The 15,476-nt window shown below is 63.6% G+C and carries 10 protein-coding genes; 3 read left to right on the plus strand and 7 right to left on the minus strand.

Translation table 11 applies throughout. The annotated features are described in order from the left end of the window. Nucleotides 1–91: 91 nt before the first annotated feature. The 4 genes from CXR03_RS00920 to CXR03_RS00935 all read right to left on the minus strand — a co-directional run bounded on the left by CXR03_RS00920 (nucleotide 92) and on the right by CXR03_RS00935 (nucleotide 8,539). Nucleotides 92–1,573 carry a sensor histidine kinase gene (locus CXR03_RS00920; RefSeq protein WP_104101353.1) on the minus strand — a complete coding sequence of 494 codons (1,482 nt, stop codon included), beginning with the start codon at nucleotides 1,571–1,573 and terminating at the stop codon, nucleotides 92–94. A gap of 21 nt (nucleotides 1,574–1,594) precedes the next feature. Beyond that, entirely contained in the window at nucleotides 1,595–6,439 is a 4,845-nt protein-coding gene (locus CXR03_RS00925) for an NAD-glutamate dehydrogenase (protein ID WP_104101354.1), read from the minus strand. Between the two features lie 85 nt (nucleotides 6,440–6,524). Continuing rightward, on the minus strand, nucleotides 6,525–7,895 hold the full coding sequence (locus tag CXR03_RS00930; protein ID WP_104101356.1) for a chromosome partitioning protein: 1,371 nt from the start codon (nucleotides 7,893–7,895) through the stop codon (nucleotides 6,525–6,527). Further along, on the minus strand, nucleotides 7,892–8,539 hold the full coding sequence (locus CXR03_RS00935; protein WP_104052541.1) for an SAF domain-containing protein: 648 nt from the start codon (nucleotides 8,537–8,539) through the stop codon (nucleotides 7,892–7,894). The genes CXR03_RS00930 and CXR03_RS00935 overlap by 4 nt, the downstream gene beginning before the upstream one ends. Before the next feature lie 209 nt (nucleotides 8,540–8,748). Here CXR03_RS00935 and CXR03_RS00940 point away from each other — a divergent pair, with 209 nt between their 5' ends. After that, complete coding sequence (locus CXR03_RS00940) at nucleotides 8,749–8,982, plus strand: helix-turn-helix domain-containing protein (RefSeq protein ID WP_104101358.1); 234 nt, start codon at nucleotides 8,749–8,751, stop codon at nucleotides 8,980–8,982. Between the two features lie 67 nt (nucleotides 8,983–9,049). Here the strand turns inward: CXR03_RS00940 and CXR03_RS00945 are convergent, their stop codons facing one another. Next, on the minus strand, nucleotides 9,050–9,601 hold the full coding sequence (locus tag CXR03_RS00945; RefSeq protein WP_104101359.1) for a hypothetical protein: 552 nt from the start codon (nucleotides 9,599–9,601) through the stop codon (nucleotides 9,050–9,052). Nucleotides 9,602–9,819: 218 nt separating this feature from the next. Between CXR03_RS00945 and CXR03_RS00950 the strand changes: the two genes are divergently transcribed. Together CXR03_RS00950 and CXR03_RS00955 are read left to right on the plus strand one after the other, a co-directional pair. Continuing rightward, nucleotides 9,820–10,635 (plus strand): LysM peptidoglycan-binding domain-containing protein, encoded by an 816-nt coding sequence (locus CXR03_RS00950; RefSeq protein ID WP_104101361.1) that lies wholly within the window; start codon nucleotides 9,820–9,822, stop codon nucleotides 10,633–10,635. A gap of 85 nt (nucleotides 10,636–10,720) precedes the next feature. Then, nucleotides 10,721–11,329: an Rv3235 family protein gene (locus CXR03_RS00955; protein ID WP_104101363.1), complete on the plus strand. Its 609-nt coding sequence runs from the start codon at nucleotides 10,721–10,723 to the stop codon at nucleotides 11,327–11,329. 24 nt (nucleotides 11,330–11,353) lie between these two features. Here the strand turns inward: CXR03_RS00955 and secA are convergent, their stop codons facing one another. Both secA and CXR03_RS00965 read right to left on the minus strand, forming a co-directional pair. Further along, on the minus strand, nucleotides 11,354–14,107 hold the full coding sequence (secA, locus tag CXR03_RS00960) for a preprotein translocase subunit SecA (protein WP_104101364.1): 2,754 nt from the start codon (nucleotides 14,105–14,107) through the stop codon (nucleotides 11,354–11,356). A gap of 91 nt (nucleotides 14,108–14,198) precedes the next feature. Beyond that, the gene (locus CXR03_RS00965) at nucleotides 14,199–15,407 is read right to left on the minus strand and encodes a winged helix-turn-helix domain-containing protein (RefSeq protein ID WP_104101366.1); all 1,209 of its coding nucleotides are present in this window, start codon (nucleotides 15,405–15,407) and stop codon (nucleotides 14,199–14,201) included. Nucleotides 15,408–15,476 lie beyond the last annotated feature (69 nt).

Below are 15,476 nucleotides of genomic sequence, written 5' to 3' on the forward strand. Positions count from 1 at the left end.
CTCGTCTACAAGACTTCAGAATGGCCGCTGCCACGCAGCGGCCATTCTTGTTTAAGCCCGGGTGCTCCCTACGGCACCGTCCGCCGGGGCGTCAGCTCCTGCGGAAATCATTGTCCAGTCCCATTTCAATCCGAACCTCGGTGCCTCCGCCGGGACGGGCAGACCATTCAATGGTGCCGTCCAGTTCGCTTTGGACGAGGGTGCGCACAATCTGCAGCCCCAGCCCTTCCCGCCGCGGCTCCGGCGGCAGCCCGGCGCCGTCGTCGGCCACGGTGACCGTGAGGATTTCCTCGGCATAGGCACCCCTCTGCCGAGCGGCACTGAGCCACACCGTACCCTTGCGGTCCGAAAGTCCGTGCTCGACGGCGTTAGTCACCAGTTCATTGATCACCAGGGCCAGCGGTGTTGCAAAGTCGCTGGGCAGCTCTCCGAAAGAGCCTTCCTTCTCAGTGCTCACCTCTTGCGTAGGTGAAGCGACCTCCGCGGCAAGCCGGAACTGCCGGTCGATCAGCTCGTCGAAGTTCACGTTCTGCGTCAGTCCCTGGGACAGCGTTTCGTGCACCAGCGCAATCGTGGCGACCCGGCGCATGGCCTGCGCCAACCCCTGTTTGCCTTCTTCGCTCTCCATCCGCCGCGACTGCATCCGCAGCAGGGCTGCCACGGTTTGCAGGTTGTTCTTTACCCGGTGGTGGATTTCGCGGATAGTGGCGTCCTTGGACACCAGTTCCATTTCCCGTCGGCGCAGCTCGGAGACATCCCGGCACAGTACCAGGGCACCGAAGCGCTCCTTCTCGTCGCGCAGCGGAATGGCACGCAGGGAGAGGCTTACCCCGCGGGACTCGATCTCGGTGCGCCACGGCATCCGGCCGGTCACCACCAGCGGCAGTGTCTCGTCCACCATGCGGCGGTCCTTAAGCAGCGCCGTCGTAATCTCCGCAAGGGCCCGCCCCTCCAGGCTCTCCATCTCCCCCAGCCGGCGGAAGGCGGAGACTCCGTTGGGCGAGGCGTACTGCACAATGCCGTCGGCATCCATTCGGATGAGTCCGTCCCCTACCCGCGGAGCGCCGCGGCGGGAACCGGTGGGTGTGGCAAAGTCCGGCCAGAGACCCAGCGTGCCCATCCGCAGCAGGTCATAGGCACACTGCCGGTAAGTCAGTTCCAGCCGTGAGGGCATGCGGGAGGAGGACAAATCCATGTGACTGGTGACCACGGCAAGGGTTCGGCCGTTGCGGACAAAGGGGATGGCTTCCACCCGCATTGCCGTCTCCGCGGTCCAGTTTGTTTCGGGTGAACGCTCGATGACCTGGCTGTTCCAGGCCCTGTCGACCAGCGGCTGCAGATCGGCACGGATCCGCTCCCCAACGAAGTCACTGTGGAATACAGTGTGCGACGTCGAGGGGCGGGCGTGCGCCAGGGCCACGTAGCTTCCGTCCGGAACCGGAAACCAGAGCGCCAGGTCAGAGAACGCCAGGTCGGCGACCAGTTGCCAGTCGCCGACCAAGAGGTGCAGCCATTCCGCGTCTCCCGGTCCAAAATCGGCATGATCCTTGATGGGGTCGGTGAATATGGCCACAGTCTCGTCTTCTTTTCGTTTCTAGCGTCGAACGATGGAGCGCAGCAGACGCAGGGCAACCGAGAGGGATGCCATGTCTTCGTGCTCCAGCTTGTTCACATCTTCGAACATGACACGGGCGCGTTCCAAATTGTCGGCGTTCTGCTCTTCCCACAATTCCACCCGCTTCAGCGGGTCCTCCTCCGCCTGCCCCGCGGTTGCCGTCAACGCGGCCACCGTCATGTCAGCCACCGTCGAATACAGGTCATCACGCAGCGCTGCCCGGGCCAGAGCCTGCCAACGGTCACCGCGCGGCAGCTTGGTGATCCGCTCCAGCAGGTCGTCCACGCCGAACCGCTCATAGAGGGCGAAGTACACGCCGGCAACGTTCGCAGCCGGTTCATCCACCCGTTTGGCGGCCAGCAGTGCGATGTCCAGCAGGCCGAAGCTCTCGAACAGCTCAGCCCAGTAAGTGCCCAGGTCTTCGGGGAGCTCCCACTGGCGGGACCGGTCAAGTGCGCTCCGGAACCGCTCCAGGTCCTCTCCCTGCAGGTACTCGAGCAGGTCCGCGCGAAGCGGGGTCATGACGGGCTTGAACGCTTCGATGTCCTCGTCGATGGAGCTTCCGCGTCCCACATGGTTAATGAACCAGCGCACGGCACGGTCCAGCAGCCTGCGCATGTCCAGGTGGATGGTGGTCCAGTTCTCCGTGGGGAAGCTGGCCGGCAGGTGGTTCAGCTCCTTCACGACGCCGTCGATCTCGTAGATCTCCCGAAGTGCGGTGAAGGCCCGGGCCACCATGGATTCGGTGGCCGAGGTCTCTTCGATGACACGGAAGGCAAACGTGATGCCGCCGATGTTGATGATGTCGTTGGCCACCATGGTGGAGATAATTTCCCGGCGCAGCGGGTGGGTGTCCAGCTGGTCCTCGAACCGCTCCACGAGCTGCTTCGGGAAGTACCGGCGCAGCGTGCCGCTGAAATAGGGGTCATCGGCCAGATCGGAGTTGGTCAGGGCCTTGGTCAGCTCGATTTTGGCGTAGGCCGCCAGGACCGACAGTTCCGGGGAGGTGAGACCCTCGCCGGCCGCCACCCGGGCGCGCAGCTCCTCGTTGGAGGGCAGCGCTTCCAGCTCGCGGTTCAGGTCCGCATGCTTTTCGAGCCAGTCCATCAGCCGCTCGAAGCTCGGGTTCCATTCAATGACATGCCGGCGGTCGTTGAGCAGGAGCATGTTCTGGTCCTTGTTGTCCTGCAGAACCAGGCGCCCAACTTCATCCGTCATGGAATGCAGGAACTCGGCGCGCTCTGCCGGGTCCAGCCGGCCGGCGGCAACCATCCGGTCCACAAAGATCTTGATGTTGACCTCATGGTCCGAGCAGTCAACACCGGCGGAGTTGTCGATCGCATCGGTGTTGAGGATGACTCCGGCCCGGGCGGCTTCAATGCGGCCGCGCTGGGTCATGCCCAGGTTGCCGCCTTCTCCGATCACCTTGACCCGCAGGTCGCGCCCGTCAACTCGGATCGCGTCATTCGCCTTGTCCCCCACCTCGGTGTGGGTTTCCGTGGACGCCTTCACATAGGTGCCGATGCCGCCGTTGTAGAGCAGGTCAGCAGGCGCCTTGAGGATGGCGCGGAGCAGATCCGGCGGACTCATCTTGGTGACATGGTCTTCCAGACCCAGCACCTTGCGGACCTGGGGGCTCAGCGGAATGCTCTTGGACTGTCGCGGGAACACGCCTCCGCCCTCGCTGATCAGCGATGCGTCGTAATCTGCCCAAGAGGAACGCGGAAGCTCAAAGAGCCGCCGGCGTTCCGCGTGGGATGCCGCCGGATCCGGGTTCGGATCCAGGAAGATGTGACGGTGGTCGAAGGCCGCCACCAGCTTGGTCTGCTCGGACAGGAGCATGCCGTTGCCGAAAACGTCGCCGCTCATGTCTCCAACGCCGACGGCGGTGAAGGGCTCGGTTTGCGTGTCGACGCCCAGCTCGCTGAAGTGCCGCTTGACGGATTCCCAGGCACCGCGGGCAGTGATGCCCATGGCCTTGTGGTCGTAGCCAACGGAGCCGCCCGAGGCGAAAGCGTCGCCGAGCCAGAAACCGTATTCAGCCGACAGGGCATTGGCGATGTCGGAGAAGGAAGCAGTGCCCTTGTCCGCAGCCACTACCAGGTAGCTGTCATCGCCGTCATGACGCACAACGCGCTTTGGCGGGACCACCTGTTCCTCGCCGTCCTCGGACAGCACCAGGTTGTCGGTAATGTCCAGCAGCGCCCGAATAAAGGTGCGGTAGCTTTCCTTGCCCTCTTCCATCCAGGCGGCGCGGTCCACCGCCGGATCCGGCAGCTGCTTCGCATAGAACCCGCCCTTGGCGCCGGTGGGCACAATCACGGCGTTCTTGACCGTCTGGGCCTTGACCAGGCCGAGGATTTCGGTGCGGAAGTCTTCGCGCCGGTCTGACCAGCGCAGACCGCCGCGGGCCACTTCGCCGAAGCGCAGATGCACGCCTTCCACCCGCGGGGAGTAAACCCACACCTCGTATTTGGGCCGCGGGAACGGAGCGCCTTCAATCGCGGCCGTGTTCAGCTTGAAACTGACGTACGGCTTGTCCTGGTAGAAGTTGGTGCGCAGGGTGGAGTTGATCAGGTTGGCGACGGTGCGCAGGACCCGGTCCGCGTCCAGCGTGGGAACCTGTTCCAGACCCGAGTCCAGTGCGGCACGGGCCGTTTCCTCGGCTGCAGTGCGCTCTTCCTCGGACAGATCCGGATCAAAGCGGGCTTCAAACAGGGCAACCAGAGCACGTGCCACGTCCGGATTCCGGCGCAGCGTGCCCGCTACGAAACCGTAGGAGTTGGTGTTCCCCAGCTGGCGCATGTACTTGGCGTAGCTGCGCAGGATGACCACCTGGCGCCAGGAAAGTCCCTGTTCGAGAATGAGGCGGTCGAAGTAATCAGACTCGCTGGCTCCGGACATTCCGGCGCGGAAGGCCTCGGCCAGCAGCGAACCGGTTTTCACCGGATCCAGCCCCGCGGGGTACTTCAGTCCCAGGTCATACAGGAACACTGTGGTGCCGTCTCCCCGGCGGATCTCGTAAGGACGTTCGTCGAGGACTTCCAGGCCCAGGTTGTGCAGGGTCGGCAGCAGCTGTGTCAGGGAGCGCGGCTCAAGAAGGTACAGCTTGAGCCGTGCGTCTTCGTCGCCGGTGACACCGGTGCGCTCCGGAACGTAGACAAACAGTTCGGGGGCGGAATCCGGCGCCGCGAGACGCGCCTCGAAGCGGGCGATGTCTTCCAGGGCGTCTTCAACTTCATAGCCCACGCGGTAGTTTTCGGGGAAGGCTTCAGCCCACAGGCCGGCCAGCCTTTCGGCGTCGCTGCCGTACTTTGCCCGGACAACTTCGCTGATCCCCTCGCTCCAGGACCGGGCGGCCTTGACCAGCCGCTGTTCCAGAGCAGCCGGATCCAGGTCTTTCATTTCGACGCCGCGCGGCAGGCGGATACGGAAAAAGAGGCGGGCCAGTGCGGACTCGGTCAACCGTGCTTCGAAGTCGATGGACTCCGCATTGAAGCTGGAGCGCAGTTCATCCTGGATGCGCAGGCGGACCGAGGTGTTGTACCGGTCCCGCGGCAGGAAGACCAGCGCGGACATGAACCTGCCGTAAACATCGGGACGGAGGAACAGCCGGGTGCGGCGGCGTTCCTGCAGCCGCAGTATGCTCTGGGCAGTCTCCAGCAGTGTTTCCACATCAATCTGGAAGAGCTCATCCCGCGGATAGGTCTCCAGGATGGAAAGCAGATCCTTTCCTGAATGCGAGTCGGCAGGAAAACCTGCACGGCGCATGACTTCGCGAACCTTGTCCCGCACGATCGGCACGTTGCGTACCGAACCGGTGTAGGCGCCCGTGGAGAAAAGCCCAATGAACCTGCGCTCACCGTTGACGTTCCCCTGCGCGTCGAATCGCTTGACACCGATGTAGTCCAGGTAAGCGGCACGGTGAACGGTGGAACGGGAATTGGCCTTGGTAATCACCAGCGCACGCTTTTCCCGTGCCTTGGCCCGGCCTGCACTGGTCAGGTGCTGAACGCGGCGGGCGCCCGAGGAGCGGCTCAGCAGCCCCAGGCCCTTGTCTTCGCTGACCTGCAGCAGGTCCTCGCCGTTTTCGGTGATCAGGTCATACTCCCGGTAGCCCAGGAAGGTGAAGTTGCCGTTGTCCAGCCACGAGAGCAGCTCGCGGGCCTGCTGAAGATCGGGAATGCTGCCTGTGTTGCCGGCAGCTTCCAGAGAGCGGGAAACTTCATGGACTTTCGCGCGCATGGCCGGCCAGTCAGTGACGGCCAGCCGCACGTCCTCGAGGACCTTTCGGAGTCCCGCGACAAGCTCGGCGCGCTGCGCTTCGTCGCTCACGCGTCCAATTTCGACGGCGATCCAGGACTCCACCCGGGTGGTCTCGTCCTGGCTGCCCAGCAGGCTGGAAAGGTTGGGCAGGGCTGCGGTGTCTCCGCTGGAAACACCGGCGGCCGAAGGAACGCGGTGCACTGACTGCAGCTCGCCGGTCTCACGGTCACGGCTGGCCAAAAAGGTTGGGTGCACTACGAGCCGGATGGCAGCATTGCGGCGCACCACTTCAGCGGTCACGGAATCCACGAGGAACGGCATGTCATCAGTAACGATCAGGATGATGCTGGAATCATCCTGATCAAACATGTCCACAGACGCCTGGCCCTCCGGCCGCACGGCGCCCAGCGCCCGGTGGCGTTGGGCTCTTTCCTGCAGTGCCGACGGCGGATATCCGTCTGCGTCTTCCCCCGCCAGATGTTCGTAGTAGTTCCCTATGAATTCGTCCAGGGAATCGTCGGTACCTGGTAGATCCGGAATACGGGATCCAGACGACATGTAATACGCCTCCGTTGTAGCCTTCTTTGCGACCCGCTTCTTTGCGGATGGCCTTACCCGAGCCTATCCCGCAAGAAAGAAAAGGTCACTTTGCCGCGGCCGCCGCCTTCCTGGCACGCCGCCGAGTGGAGACCCGCACGTTGGCGAGCGCTGCTATGGCGTGTCGCAGCGGCGATGAGGGCGCCGTTTCCAGCAGCGCCGATCCCGCCAGCAGCGCCGCATCAACCGTGGCGAACTCTGCCGGGAGGAAAGCCGTCACCGGGATTCCCGGACCGAAGCGTTCCCAGGCATCACGCAGCTGCCGCTCGGGGGAACGCCCCACGGAGGAGGCACGGACCTTGTTCAGCACGACCTTTGGGGCCGACCCGGGGACAGCGGATTCCAGTTCGGTGAGGGCCCGGACGAGCCGGGGCACCCCCACTGAATCCGCTGAACCGACGGCAAAGACGGTGTCAGCCAGTTCAAGGGCACGCAGTGTGGCGCCGTTCCGCCGCGGGGCCATGGTGTCGAAGCTCAGCTCTTCATCGGCCTCCAAGCTGAACCCGCAGTCGATGACGATCAGGTCCATTGCCTTTCGTGCCTGTTCCACCACCAGGCCCAGTGCCGTGGGGCGCAGCTCGATCCAGCGGTCAGACCGGGTGATGCCCGTAAGCACCAGCAGCCGCTCCCCCTTCATCGACACGCTGAGGGTGCTGCGGAGCAGGGAATCAACGTCCAAAAGTCCCTGATCCGCTAAACGGCAGGCTTGGGCCACCCCTGCGGATTCATCAAGAAGGCCAAGGTGTGCGGCAACAGAGGAACCGTAGGTATCCGCATCAATCAGGAGCACGGTTTTACCGGACGCCGCGGCCTCCGCTGCCAAGTTGACGGCAAGCATGGTCCTGCCCGGTGCTCCCGCCGGACCCCAAACTGCAATCACCGAACCGTCCACGCGGCCGCCGCCGGGCACGCTTTCCTGTCCGTCTTCTTCCGAGTTGTTCCCTGCCGCGCGGTATCCCGATGCCCGTTCCGCAGTCCCTGTGCGGCGGCTCCGCCCGCCGTCGGCTTCCACCGCCCAGGTGTCCAAGGCTGCCGCCGGATCGGCCGGGACGGAAGAACCTCCGCCGGCTTTCATCCGGTCCACTGCATCCGCGACGAGGTCAGAGAGCATTTCGGGGGCCGAGCCCCTTGGTGCATGCACGATGTTCAGTGCGTCAAGGCGGCGCAGGGCACCCTCCTCATCCGCCAGCACCAGCAGTGCCACGCCCGATGCCGCCAGCCGCTCTGCCAGTGCCGCAGTGACTTCTCCGGCGTCGTCGGACACGATGGCTGCCCGCGCTATCCCGCTCTGGCACGCTGCAATCAGTTCGGGCAGTTCAGCGCAGCGGCGCACCACGGTGACCGGCCCGTGCAGCCGTTCCAGGTCCTGCACAAGGTTCCCGACGCCGCTGCCCACCGTCACGACGGGAATATTCATGACCCGGCAGCCGGGTTGAGGACCACCGAAATCTTGGCGCCGTTGGACTGGGCGCTGAGCAGCGACGGGAGGTCGTCATCCTCTACGAGAACCAGTATCTGCATGGCGCGGTTGGCTCCCAGTACGGATTCGTCAACGCTGAGCTCGGAGATTTCGGCTGCCGTCAGGATCTGTTTGGGCTCTTTGAATCCGTTTCGTTCATCCGGCATGGAAACCCACACATCAACGCGCGACCCCGCCTCGGTTCCTGCCGGCAACGGATCATCAATGCGAAGGCCCACCGGCTTCCGGTCCAGCTCATCCGCTTTGCCCAGGTCCGCGCGGGAAAGCAGTTCGCCCTTCCTCAGCAGGGACGAAGCCACCATGTTTTCAGGAATGCCGTCTGCCGCCGGAAGATAGGCCCCTGAAACCTCGCCGAGCCGAACCGGTACCACCGCGAAGTCCTCCGCGGTGACCCGTGTTCCCAGCGGGATTGCCTCCTCGACGGCGAACACATCGGTGGTTTCGTCCGCTGCCCCGACAAGCCCAACGACTCCTGCCGTTGAGGCAAGCACCAGCAGTATTCCCAGCAGAAGCCGGGGATCCTTCCACGATGGTTTTTTCAGACGCGGCGCGGACGCCTGCATGCTTGTTGCGAGACTCATTCTTCCCCCTGGTGGCACCGGAATCCGGGCTGCAGAGCTCCGGATTGGCAATCGGTGCCATTGTTAACCACAAATCCGTGGAAGAACACGGTGTTTCTGTGAAAAGTTCAAAGTGTGGATAACCTGCCCATCCCGGCGTTGGAGATGGGAGACTAATGGCAGCGTTCTGGAAAAAGGAACATGCGCCCGAGGAATACAGAGGTAGAAGCGTGGATGAAAAGAGGTTCCTGACACTGGCTGATGTCGGTGAGGTGCTGAACATATCCTCGTCACAGACGTACGCCCTGGTGCGTTCCGGAGAGTTGCCGGCCATCCAGATCGGAGGACGGGGCCAGTGGCGGGTGGAATCACGTGTGCTCGAAGAGTTCATTGCCGACGCGTACCGCCGTTCGGCTTCCGGTCTTCGCGAGGAAGCGTCCCAGAGCCAGGCTGCCAAGCAGTAGCCCTTACATATGCCCAAGACCCGGTGCCGGGGCAACTGGCCCGCACGGGTCCTCTCCGCGTCAGGACCTACAGCACCGAAGAGACCACGGCGACTGATTCCAGGGGCACTACGTAAACGCCCCGCACGTTCTCCTGCCTGCGCGCTTCTCCGCGGGGTATTAGCGACAGCTCAAAAAAGTCCTTGCCTACCCGGTCCACGCTGCCGTCCAAGGCTGCAGCCGGCGGCTGTCCTGCCGGGTAGACCCGCACCGACGCACGGTCCCTGGACAGTCCCCTGAGCGCGGATGCGAGCCCTAACCGGGGCATGGGTGCCCCGGAGGTGGAGAAACGATCCATTCCAGCGATGAACACCGTGTGAGCGAGGGCAATGACGGACGATCGGCCCCCGCCTTCCAGGACGAGCCACCCGCGGCCCACGTGGCTCAGTACTCCCTGAAAGGATCCGGGAAGCCCAAGATCCACTTTCAGCGGCCTGCCCATCTGGCTTTGCAGCCGTCCCGACAGCTCCATTCCGGCAAAGTCTGTCCGGAGCCGTTCCGAAACCTCGGATTCCTGCACAGCCTCCCGGGCGGAAGCCAGTTGGGCCTCCATGTCGGCAAAAAGGGCATCCCATCGCATGTGCACAGGCTAACGGCTCTCATCAATGTCACCCAGTGCTGAGCGCGACAAACATTCTCCAAATCACCCTAGACACACTGCTTCCGGACATGTAGACAAGTCCCACCAAACGAAGTTACTGAGTTCAAACCGCATCAAACGACACCAAATCACATCAAACAACATCGGACTGACCTGGTCATCCAACGGGTCAGCGACGGCGGAAGGAAGGCAGGACTGTGCGCAACCATGGAAAGGACCTGCTCACTTTTGCCGCCGTCGGCGCTGCGGCAGCAATTCTGATCTGGGCTGGACTGGCAACGCGGCCGGACCCGGCAACTCTGTTCAGGGGTTCCGTTTCCTCCCTGCAGGACGCGGCCGGATTCGCCGCCGCCGCCTTCGGCCTCGTCGTCGCCCTGTGGTGGAGTCTGGGAATGATCCTGGCTGTGGTATCCGCAGCACTGCACAAGGCGGGGCACGCGGCAGCCGCAGCAGCCGCAGGGGCCCTGGCCCCCTCGTTCATGAAACGGCTGGCCGCAGCCGTTATCGGGCTGAACCTCGTTTCCGGGATGGGAGCAGCCGCTGCCGCTGAATCCTTCGCTCCCGACAGCCCGCCGCAAAGCATCTCCGCACTGCAGCGGCCAGGTGACGCTGCGGTTCATCCCCAGTGGGAACCAACCGCGCAGCTGCGCGCAGGAACGGACCCGCAGCAACCGGCAGACGGTTTGAGTGCTGCAGCGGAGGCAGACCAGAGCGCCGAGCCGCCCTCTGCGCACTGGAAGCCGCGAACTGCGCCGTCCGCAGAAAACGTTTTTATCCGTCCGGGCCGGTCTGACACCCCGGAGCAGACCGTAGTCCAGGCGGGCGACTCGCTGTGGAGCCTGGCCGCGGCCCAGCTCGGCCCTCTCGCCACTGACACCCAGATCGCCGCCCATTGGCCCCGCTGGTACGAGCTCAACCGGACGATCATCGGCGATCATCCTGACCTGATTCTTCCCGGTCAGATTTTGGAAGTCCCGGAAGTCCCGGAAGTCCCGGAAGTTCCCCGGCAGTAACAAGCGCGGTTGCGTGAACCACCAGTTTCTACGTACATCCAATCACTGCCGCTCCGTGGAGCAGCCTGCAGGAAAGGACAGTTCCATGACCACCGTGATCACGTTTCCCGTCCAAGAAGAAGCCGGCGAACTGGCTGCCGCTTCCGGCGCGCCCCGTCCGCTCACCGTGCACCGAATTCCCGTTACCGGCTATGCGCCGCTGGGTGCGCCTCCGGTCAAGCTGCGTCCGCGCCCCGCCGCGCAGCCTGACTGCTCCGAGGCTGTGCCGGCTCCGAAACCCTTGGAGCAGCACCATTGGCACAGCGACCCGGTTGATGACGCACGGGTGGACGCGATCGCACGGTCCGTCACCCAGGCCGCGCTGGAAGTGCTCGGCGGAACCCGTCCGCTGCAGCAAATGGTTCGCTGGCTGGATCCGGAAAGTTACGAACGGCTTCAGCTGCGGGCTAACCTCGTTCGCAGCAGGGAAGCGGCGCTTGCGGGCCGCAGGAACACCCGGGGAGGAACCCCCGCTCCCGCGCCGCTGCGCCTGCACCGGCAGGTTGTGATCCGCTGCTGCCGGCTATGCCCTGTTTCGGAGGGGGTCTACGAAGCATCTGTCGTGGCGGCAGAACAAAACAGAGTCCGCGCCGCGGCTCTGCGGATAGAGCTGCGGCGCGGACTCTGGAAGATCACCGTCCTGGAGATCGCCTAAGCGGTCCTCCGGAGGTTTTCGGACCTACTTGCGGCGCTTGTTCTTCTTCGGGGCGGAGTTTCCGCCCTTCCGCGACTGGCTTTCCGGCTTCGCCGGCTTGTCCGAGGTGGCCCGCTCAACGCGGGTTTCCACTCCGCCCTCGCTGTTCGGAGCTGAGAACTGCAGACTGGCCGGGCGCTGCGGAGCCTCCAGCCCGGCGGCGGTGATGGTCGGCTGGCCAACCACTGACCGCCCATCCTTAAGCCCGGCCAGCGCTGCGGGAACATCCGCTGACGGCTGGTTGACCTTCACCTCGGCATTGAACAGGTATCCGATGCTCTCCTCCCGGATTGCTTCGGTCATCGTCTGGAACATGACAAACCCTTCGCGCTGGTATTCCACCAGTGGATCACGCTGGGCCATGGCCCGCAGTCCAATGCCTTCCTTCAGGTAGTCCATCTCGTAGAGATGTTCCTGCCACTTGCGCCCAATCACCGACAGGACCACCCGGCGTTCCAGTTCACGCATCGCCGGTGCGCCCAACGCCTCTTCCCGCGCCTGGTAGGCGAGCCTGGCGTCGGAAAGAATCTCTTCCTGCAGGAACTCGCGGGTGACCTTGGAGCGTCCGCCGGCTTCCTCAATGACCTCGTCAATGGTCAGTCCCACCGGGTAGAGAGTCTTGAGGTTGGTCCACAACTGCTCGTAGTCCCAATCGTCGCCGTGCCCTTCGGCAGTGGCTTCGTTGACGATCGAAGTCACGACGTCCTCCAGGAAGAATCCGATTTTCTCCTGCAGGTCATCGCCCTCCAGGATCCGGCGGCGGTCGCCGTAGATGGCTTCGCGCTGGCGGTTGAGGACGTCGTCGTACTTCAGGACGTTCTTGCGCTGCTCGGCGTTGCGTCCCTCGACCTGTCCCTGTGCGTTCTGGATGGCTTTGGAAACCAGCTTGGACTCGAGTGCGACGTCGTCGGGCATCGAGGAACTGTTCATGATGCGTTCTGCGGCACCGGAGTTGAACAGGCGCATCAGGTCATCAGTGAGCGAAAGGTAGAAGCGTGACTCCCCCGGGTCGCCCTGGCGGCCGGAACGTCCGCGCAGCTGGTTGTCGATCCGCCGGGACTCGTGCCGCTCGGTGCCGAGCACGTACAGGCCCCCAAGGTCGATGACTTCCTGCTGCTCGGTTGCCACGGCTTCCCGCGCCTTTTCGAGGGCGTCAGGCCAGGCGGCTTCGTATTCGTCCGGATTCTCATTCGGATCCAGTCCGCGCCGTTCCAGCTCGGCTATGGCATTGAACTCGGCGTTTCCGCCAAGCATGATGTCGGTACCTCGGCCGGCCATGTTGGTCGCTACGGTGACGGCGCCCTTGCGTCCGGCCTGTGCCACAATTGCGGCTTCACGCGCATGGTTCTTGGCGTTGAGGACCTCATGGCGGATACCTGCCTTGGCCAGCTGCTTGGAGAGGTATTCGCTCTTCTCCACGCTCGTAGTACCCACCAGAACGGGCTGGCCCGCGGCATGGCGCTCGGCAATGTCCTGGACAACGGCGTCGAACTTGGCGATTTCGTTCTTGTAGATCAGGTCCGACTGGTCAATGCGGGACATCGGTTTGTTGGTCGGAATGGGCACCACGCCCAGCTTGTAGGTGCTCATGAACTCGGCGGCTTCGGTCTCGGCCGTACCGGTCATGCCTGCGAGCTTTTCGTAAAGCCGGAAGTAGTTCTGGAGGGTCACCGTGGCCAGTGTCTGGTTCTCGGCCTTGATGGCCACGCCCTCTTTGGCCTCAATGGCCTGATGCATGCCTTCGTTGTAGCGGCGGCCCGCGAGGATACGCCCGGTGTGCTCATCAACGATCATCACCTCACCGTTGAGGACCACGTAGTCCTTGTCCCGCTTGAACAGCTCCTTCGCCTTGATGGCGTTGTTCAGGAAACCGATCAGGGGGGTGTTGGCGGACTCATACAAATTGGAAATCCCGAGGTAATCCTCGACCTTCTCAATGCCGGCTTCCAGCACACCAACCGTGCGCTTCTTTTCATCCACCTCATAGTCGGTGTCCAGCTTCAGCCGCTGCACCACCTTGGAGAACTCGGTGTACCAGCGGTTAACGTCGCCGCTCGCCGCACCGGAGATGATCAGCGGTGTGCGGGCCTCATCAATGAGGATGGAGTCAACTTCGTCGACGATGGCGAAGTGATGGCCGCGCTGAACCAGTTCGGCAGCGCTCCAGGCCATGTTGTCGCGCAGATAGTCGAAGCCAAACTCATTGTTGGTTCCGTAGGTGATGTCCGCGTTGTACTGCTCGCGGCGGGTGGCCGGGTCCTGGTTGGACAGGATGCAGCCGCTGGTCATGCCAAGGAAACGGAAGACACGGCCCATCAGGTCCGACTGGTACTCGGCAAGGTAGTCGTTGACGGTCACAATGTGGACACCGCGGCCGGTCAGGGCGTTCAGGTAGGCAGGCGCCGTTGCCACGAGGGTTTTACCCTCACCGGTCTTCATCTCGGCAATGTTGCCCAGGTGCAGTGCAGCACCACCCATCATCTGGACATCGAAGTGGCGCATTCCCAAGGTCCGGCCCGCGGCTTCGCGCACCGCGGCGAAAGCCTCCGGGAGCAGATCGTCCAGACTCTCTCCCTCGGCGTACCGCTCCTTGAAGCGTTCCGTCTCCCCCCGGAGTTCGGCGTCGGACATGCCCCTGTACTCGTCCTCGAGCACGTTGATCGCATCGGCGTAGTTGCGCAGCGTCTTCAGCGTCTTCTTATCGCCTGTACGAAGAACCCGTTCGAGTAGTGATGCCACTGATTTGCTCCCAATCTAGTGTTGCCTAATTCTGGCGTCCCCAGTCTACGTGAGAGACGTTTGGCAAGGTGCCGGAATTCCCGCAGCGGGGCTATTCCCGGCATACTGCCAGTTTCAGTTCCTCCGCAAGATTCCCCGACGGTTTTACAATAACGTCCTCAAGCCCCAGCCAATCTGCCATCATACGTAGTTCCGCGGCAAGCTCAACGGCAGTGTGGGCCGGTGCATCCGGTTCCCGGTGGGCAGCCTGCACCAGCAGGACCCTTCTCTCCCGGTCCGCCTTCAGATCCACCCGGGCCGCGATTTGCTCTCCCAGCAGGAACGGCAGCACGTAGTAGCCGTACCGGCGCTTGGGCAGCGGGGTGTAGATCTCCAACCGGTAGCGGAAACCAAAGAGCGCCTCGAGCCGTTTCCGTTCAAACACCAGGGAATCGAAGGGACTCAGGAGGGCACGGGCTGCGGAGCGGCGCGGAATGACGGCCTCCGTGTGAAGATACGCCGGCGTGTTCCAGCCCGCGACCTGCACCGGGCGCAGTGTCCCGGAACGGACAAGGTCAGCGACGGCGGTGGCGGTGTCGCGCTGCGGAAGCCGGAAATAATCGGCGAAACAGCGCACGGAGCCCACACCGTGTGCCTGGGCCGCCAGCTCGGTCAGACGGAGCACCGCTTCCTGCGGATCGGAGGCTTCCAGCGCAGCTTCTCCTGCGGGATGCACGCAGGCCGTTGGAGCGTACTGCCGCTCGAACTGCTGCGTACGCCCGGCAGAGCTGATGGTTCCGGCAGCGAAAAGGTCCTCCAGCACCCGCTTGGACGCGCTCCAGTTCCAGCCCCAGTTGCCGGAGTCCTTGGCTTTCCCTCCGTCGAGCCTGAGTGCAATCTCCCTGGAGGTCAGAGGCGGACCGCCGTCGAGGACCGCCATAATTTCTTCGCTGAGCCTGTTCCGCACCTCGGCGGGAAGGGAGTGCGCCGTCATCCAAACGCGCCACTGGACCGCCCGCAGATCCGCGAAAAGTTCGGGGCGGATATAGCTGGCCTCGTGGGCCCAATACTCCACCATCCGGCGCGGCGCTTGTGCAGACAGCCGGTCAGGGATGGCGGTGTCATAGGGGCCAAGCCGTGAGAAAAGGGGTAGATAGTGGCTTCGGGAAAGGACGTTCACCGAGTCGATCTGCAGCAGCTGCAGCCTCTGCAGCGTCCGCTCAACCGATCTGCCCCCAGGGTTTTCCGGCCGCCGCCTGACCAGCCCCTGCGCCCCAAGCGCTGCCAGCCGCGCCTGCCTGAGCGTGAGGGTGGTTTTCATACGCCCCATCCTAGGTCCATGGCGGGAACCTGCTGCCGGCAGCAAAAGACCCCCGGGCGGGTGGACCGT

Source organism: Arthrobacter sp. 08Y14 (assembly GCF_002929455.1).
Classification (GTDB): Bacteria; Actinomycetota; Actinomycetes; order Actinomycetales; family Micrococcaceae; genus Arthrobacter_B; species Arthrobacter_B sunyaminii.

Bases quoted from the DNA above. Each gene is read 5' to 3' on its own strand.
- CXR03_RS00925 (WP_104101354.1), bottom strand. From the start codon at position 6,439: ATGTCGTCTGGATCCCGTATTCCGGATCTACCAGGTACCGACGATTCC.
- CXR03_RS00930 (WP_104101356.1), bottom strand. From the start codon at position 7,895: ATGAATATTCCCGTCGTGACGGTGGGCAGCGGCGTCGGGAACCTTGTG.
- CXR03_RS00935 (WP_104052541.1), bottom strand. From the start codon at position 8,539: ATGAGTCTCGCAACAAGCATGCAGGCGTCCGCGCCGCGTCTGAAAAAA.
- CXR03_RS00945 (WP_104101359.1), bottom strand. From the start codon at position 9,601: ATGCGATGGGATGCCCTTTTTGCCGACATGGAGGCCCAACTGGCTTCC.
- CXR03_RS00955 (WP_104101363.1), top strand. From the start codon at position 10,721: ATGACCACCGTGATCACGTTTCCCGTCCAAGAAGAAGCCGGCGAACTG.
- CXR03_RS00965 (WP_104101366.1), bottom strand. From the start codon at position 15,407: ATGAAAACCACCCTCACGCTCAGGCAGGCGCGGCTGGCAGCGCTTGGG.